This window comes from Cupriavidus sp. 01L46 (assembly GCF_056399905.1).
In genome coordinates this window covers 1-4,372 of record NZ_JBFTSF010000415.1, presented here as the reverse complement: position 1 = coordinate 4,372, position 4,372 = coordinate 1, and the positions used below count along the sequence as shown (strand labels likewise).

Below are 4,372 nucleotides of genomic sequence, written 5' to 3'. Positions count from 1 at the left end.
GCATCTGCATCTGGGCGGCGCGGTAGCCCTGGTTTCCGGCCGGCCGATCGCCGAGCTGGATCATTTCCTGCAGCCGCTGAAACTGCCGTGCGCCGGCGTGCACGGTGCGGAGCTGCGCGACGCGGGCGGCCACCGCCTGCGCCAGCCCGACCCCGGCGTGCCACTGCTGCTCCCGCCGCTGGAAGTCCTGGTCGGCGCGCATCCCGGCTTGCAGCTCGAGCGCAAGTCGGTCGCGGTGGCGGTGCACTACCGCGCTGCTCCCCATCTCGAAGGCATGGTGCGCAACTTCGCGGCCGAACTCGCCCGCGGCGTGCCCGGCATCGAAGTCCTGCACGGCAAGATGGTGGTGGAGCTCAAGCCGGCAGGCATCGACAAGGGCGGCRCCATCGATGCCTTTATGCGCAGCCCGCCGTTTGCGCGGCGCTCGCCGCTGTTTGCCGGCGACGATATTACCGACGAGGCTGGCTTTGCCGTGGTGCGCCGCCTCGGCGGCATCGGCCTGCTGGTTGGCGCGCGGCCCAGTGCCGCCACCGCCAGCGTGACCGGCCCTGCCGCGCTGCGCTGCTGGCTGCATCGCTCCGCCAAGGCGCTCGAAGTCATGGCCGCCGCGCAGGGCGCACAGGTTTCCGGAGCTACATCCACGACGACGTCTTGAGGGGGATTCGCTGTGAGCAACCCATCCACCGAGGATAATCCGGCGCGCGCCGGAGGTGCCGGCCGCTACGCCGACCCTTCGCTATCGCTGGGCATGATCGGCAACTGCGCGATCTCCGCGCTGGTCGACGGGCGCGGGCGCATTGTGTGGTGCTGCCTGCCGCGCTTTGATGGCGACCCGGTCTTCAATGCCTTGCTCGATCCGGGCGAGAACGCTGGCCACTTCGCCATCGAAATCGAGGACTTCCAGGAAGCACACCAGTGGTACGAGCCCAATACCGCCGTGCTGCGGACCCGGCTGACCGACCGGCATGGCAACAGCCTTGAGATCACCGATTTCGCGCCGCGCTTTTTCCGCATTGGGCGTTACTTCCGCCCCACCTCGCTGATCCGCCGCATCCGGCCGGTTCAGGGCGCGCCGCGTGTGCGTGTGACGTTGGCGCCGCGTTTCGACTGGGGGCGCATCAAGCCCGAGATCACGCGCGGCAGCAGCCACGTGCGCTATATCGGCGACGGCACCACGCTGCGCATGACCACCGACGCGCCGCTGACCTATGTGCTGTCGCAGACGCCTTTCCTGCTCACGCGCGACCTCAACTTCATCCTCGGTCCTGACGAAACCCTGCAGGGCGGCGTGGAGGAAATCGCACGCGACTTCGAGCAGGAAACCACGGCTTACTGGCGGATGTGGAGCCGCCGCCTCGCGGTGCCGTGCGAGTGGCAGGACGCGGTGATCCGCGCCGCCATCACGCTCAAGCTGTCGCTGTATGAAGAGACGGGCGCCATCGTCGCGGCCATGACCACCAGCATTCCCGAGGCGCCCGGCAGCGGGCGCAACTGGGATTACCGCTTCTGCTGGCTGCGCGATGCGTTTTTCGTGATCCGCGCGCTCAACAGCTTGTCCGAGGTCGGCACCATGGAGGACTACCTGCGCTGGTTGTCCAACGTGGTGATGCAATCCAAGAATGGCCATATCCAGCCGCTGTACGGCATCGGGCTGGAGCTCGAATTGCCGGAGAGCATGCTCGATCATTTATCCGGCTACCGCGGCATGGGTCCGGTGCGCGTGGGCAACCAGGCACAGGAGCACTTCCAGCATGATGTCTACGGCAACGTGGTGCTGGGCGCGGCCCAGGCTTTCCACGACCATCGCCTGCTGCACCGCGGCGGGGCGGGCGAGTACCACGTGCTGGAAACCGTGGGCGAGCAGGCGGTACGCGTGTTCGGCACGCCCGATGCGGGCATGTGGGAGCTGCGCACGCGCGCGCGGGTGCATACCTCGTCCGCGCTGATGAGCTGGGCCGCCTGCGACCGCCTCGCMAAGATCGGCGATGCGCTGCAGTTGCCCGATCGCGCGGCTTACTGGCGCCAGCATGCCGACGGCATGAAGGTGCGCATCGTGCGCGAGTCCTGGAGCGAGGAACGCCAGGCGTTCGCCGAGAGCTTCGGCGGACGCGAGCTCGATGCCAGCGTGTTGCTGATGGCCGAAGTCGGCTTTATCGAGCCCAGGGATGAACGATTCATGTCCACGCTCAAGGCGATGGAAGCGTCGCTGTGCGACGGGCCATATATGCGCCGCTACGAGGCGCCGGACGACTTCGGCAAGCCCGAGACCGCCTTCAATATCTGCACCTTCTGGCGTATCGATGCGCTCGCGCGCGTGGGGCGCCGCGAGGAAGCGCGCGAGATCTTCGAGGCCATGCTGGCGGCGCGCAATCCGCTTGGCCTGCTGTCCGAGGATACGCACCCCGTGACCGGCGAGATGTGGGGCAATTTTCCGCAGACCTACTCGATGGTGGGCCTGATCAACGGCGCCATGCGCCTGTCCGCGCCATGGGATTCCGTGATCTGAAGGCGCGCGCGGCAAGGCCAGCGCAAAGGAATGTATGGGCAGACTAGTAGCGGTATCCAACCGCGTGGCCGATCCGCGCAACGTTGCCGCGGGCGGCCTCGCCGTGGCACTGGGCGAAGCGCTCAAGGCTACCGGCGGCATGTGGTTCGGCTGGAGCGGCAGGACCGTGGAAGCTGCGCAGGGCGGCACGCCGGGCGAGGGCGAGCTGCATATCCAGCAAGCCGGCAATGTCACGCTGGCTACGGTCGACCTGTGCCGCGAGGACCACGACGCGTACTACCAGGGCTACAGCAATGGCGTGCTGTGGCCGGTGTTCCACTATCGCATCGACCTGGMGGATTTCGACTCCGGTTATCTCAACATCTATCGCCGCGTCAACCAGCTCTTTGCGCGCAAGCTCGCGCCGCTGCTGCGCCCGGACGATGTGATCTGGATCCACGACTATCACCTGATCCCGCTTGCGTCGGAGCTGCGCGCCATGGGCTGTGGCCAGCGCATGGGGTTTTTCCTGCATATCCCGCTGCCGCCGCCGCTGATCCTTGCCGCCATCCCGCAGCACGAATGGCTGATGCGGGCGCTGTTCGCCTATGACCTGGTCGGCTTCCAGAGCCAGCTCGATCTCGAGCATTTCTCGCGCTACGTGCAAAGCGAAGCGCAGGCCGAGCCCATGGGCGAGTATCGCTTCCGGGCCTTCCACCGCACCGTGCGCGCGCAAGCGTTCCCGATCGGCATCGACGTCGACGAATTCATCGCGCTGGGCCAGTGCGAGGAATCGCGCGAGACGTACGAGATGATGCGCGGCCAGTATTCGACCCGCCGTCTGCTGCTAGGCATCGATCGCCTGGATTACTCCAAGGGGCTGCCGCAGCGGCTCAAGGCGGTCAGGACGCTGATGGCCCAGTATCCCGAGAACCGCCGCAGCGCCACGCTGATCCAGATTGCCGCGCCATCGCGCGAAACGGTAGATGCCTACGCGGATCTGCGGCGCGAGCTGGAAGGATTGTCCGGGGCCATCAATGGCGAGTATGGCGAGCTGGACTGGATGCCGGTGCGCTATATCCATCGCACCACGGCACGGCGCCGTTTGCCCGGCCTTTGCCGCGCTTGCCGCGTGGCGCTGGTGACGCCGTTGCGCGATGGGATGAACCTGGTTGCGAAAGAGTTTGTTGCCGCGCAGGATCCGGACGATCCCGGGGTCCTGGTGCTATCGCGGTTTGCTGGTGCCGCCGAGCAGTTGCGCGAGGCGTTGCTGGTGAATCCCTACGATATCAATGCTACCGCGCAGGCGATTCAGCAGGCCTTGCATATGCCGCTGGCTGAGCGGCAGTCTCGGCATCAGAAGTTGCTGGAGCGGATTCGGGCGCAGGATGTGCATTGGTGGAGGAGGGAGTATTTGAGGACTTTGGCGGAGACGGATGGGGGGTGAGGGGGAGGGGGTATGGGGGGTGTTGGGGTGTTTGCTGGCGGTGTTGGCTTTTGGACCCAAGTGCCATACGACATCGTCCTGCGGGGTTGATTGCTGTTTCTTTGGGCGGCGATGGTTTTTGCACCCAAGAGCCATACGACATCCCCCTGCGGGGGCTGCCGGTCACTTTTCTTTGACCGGCAAAGAAAACTAACGAAAAGAAAGCCGCCCTGCCGGGAGCAGAGCAATCAGGCTTATGTGGGGCAGTGGTTGCGTCGTACGGCCCGGAGTGTTGGCTGGCGTGTCCAACCGGGGGCCTGTCAGAAATTTTGTGTTTAGGGCATAACATGTCGCCAAGGAGCATGTATGCCACGCAAGACGAAGACCAGCCAAGCCGCAGACCGTGAACTGCCGGCCATTCCCGAAGACCTGATCGCCCATTTCGTTAAGGGTCCCATGAC

3 protein-coding genes are annotated in these 4,372 nt (G+C 65.6%); all 3 read left to right on the top strand.

Going from position 1 to position 4,372, the window contains the following annotated elements; genetic code table 11:
• On the top strand, window positions 1–655 hold a 655-nt coding region (otsB, locus tag AC1DS3_RS35680; RefSeq protein ID WP_477129047.1), incomplete at its 5' end, for a trehalose-phosphatase.
• Window positions 656–667: 12 nt separating this feature from the next.
• On the top strand, window positions 668–2,506 hold the full coding sequence (locus AC1DS3_RS35675; RefSeq protein WP_441632392.1) for a glycoside hydrolase family 15 protein: 1,839 nt from the start codon (window positions 668–670) through the stop codon (window positions 2,504–2,506).
• A gap of 34 nt (window positions 2,507–2,540) precedes the next feature.
• Complete coding sequence (locus AC1DS3_RS35670; protein WP_477129046.1) at window positions 2,541–3,932, top strand: alpha,alpha-trehalose-phosphate synthase (UDP-forming); 1,392 nt, start codon at window positions 2,541–2,543, stop codon at window positions 3,930–3,932.
• The last annotated feature ends 440 nt before the right edge of the window (window positions 3,933–4,372 follow it).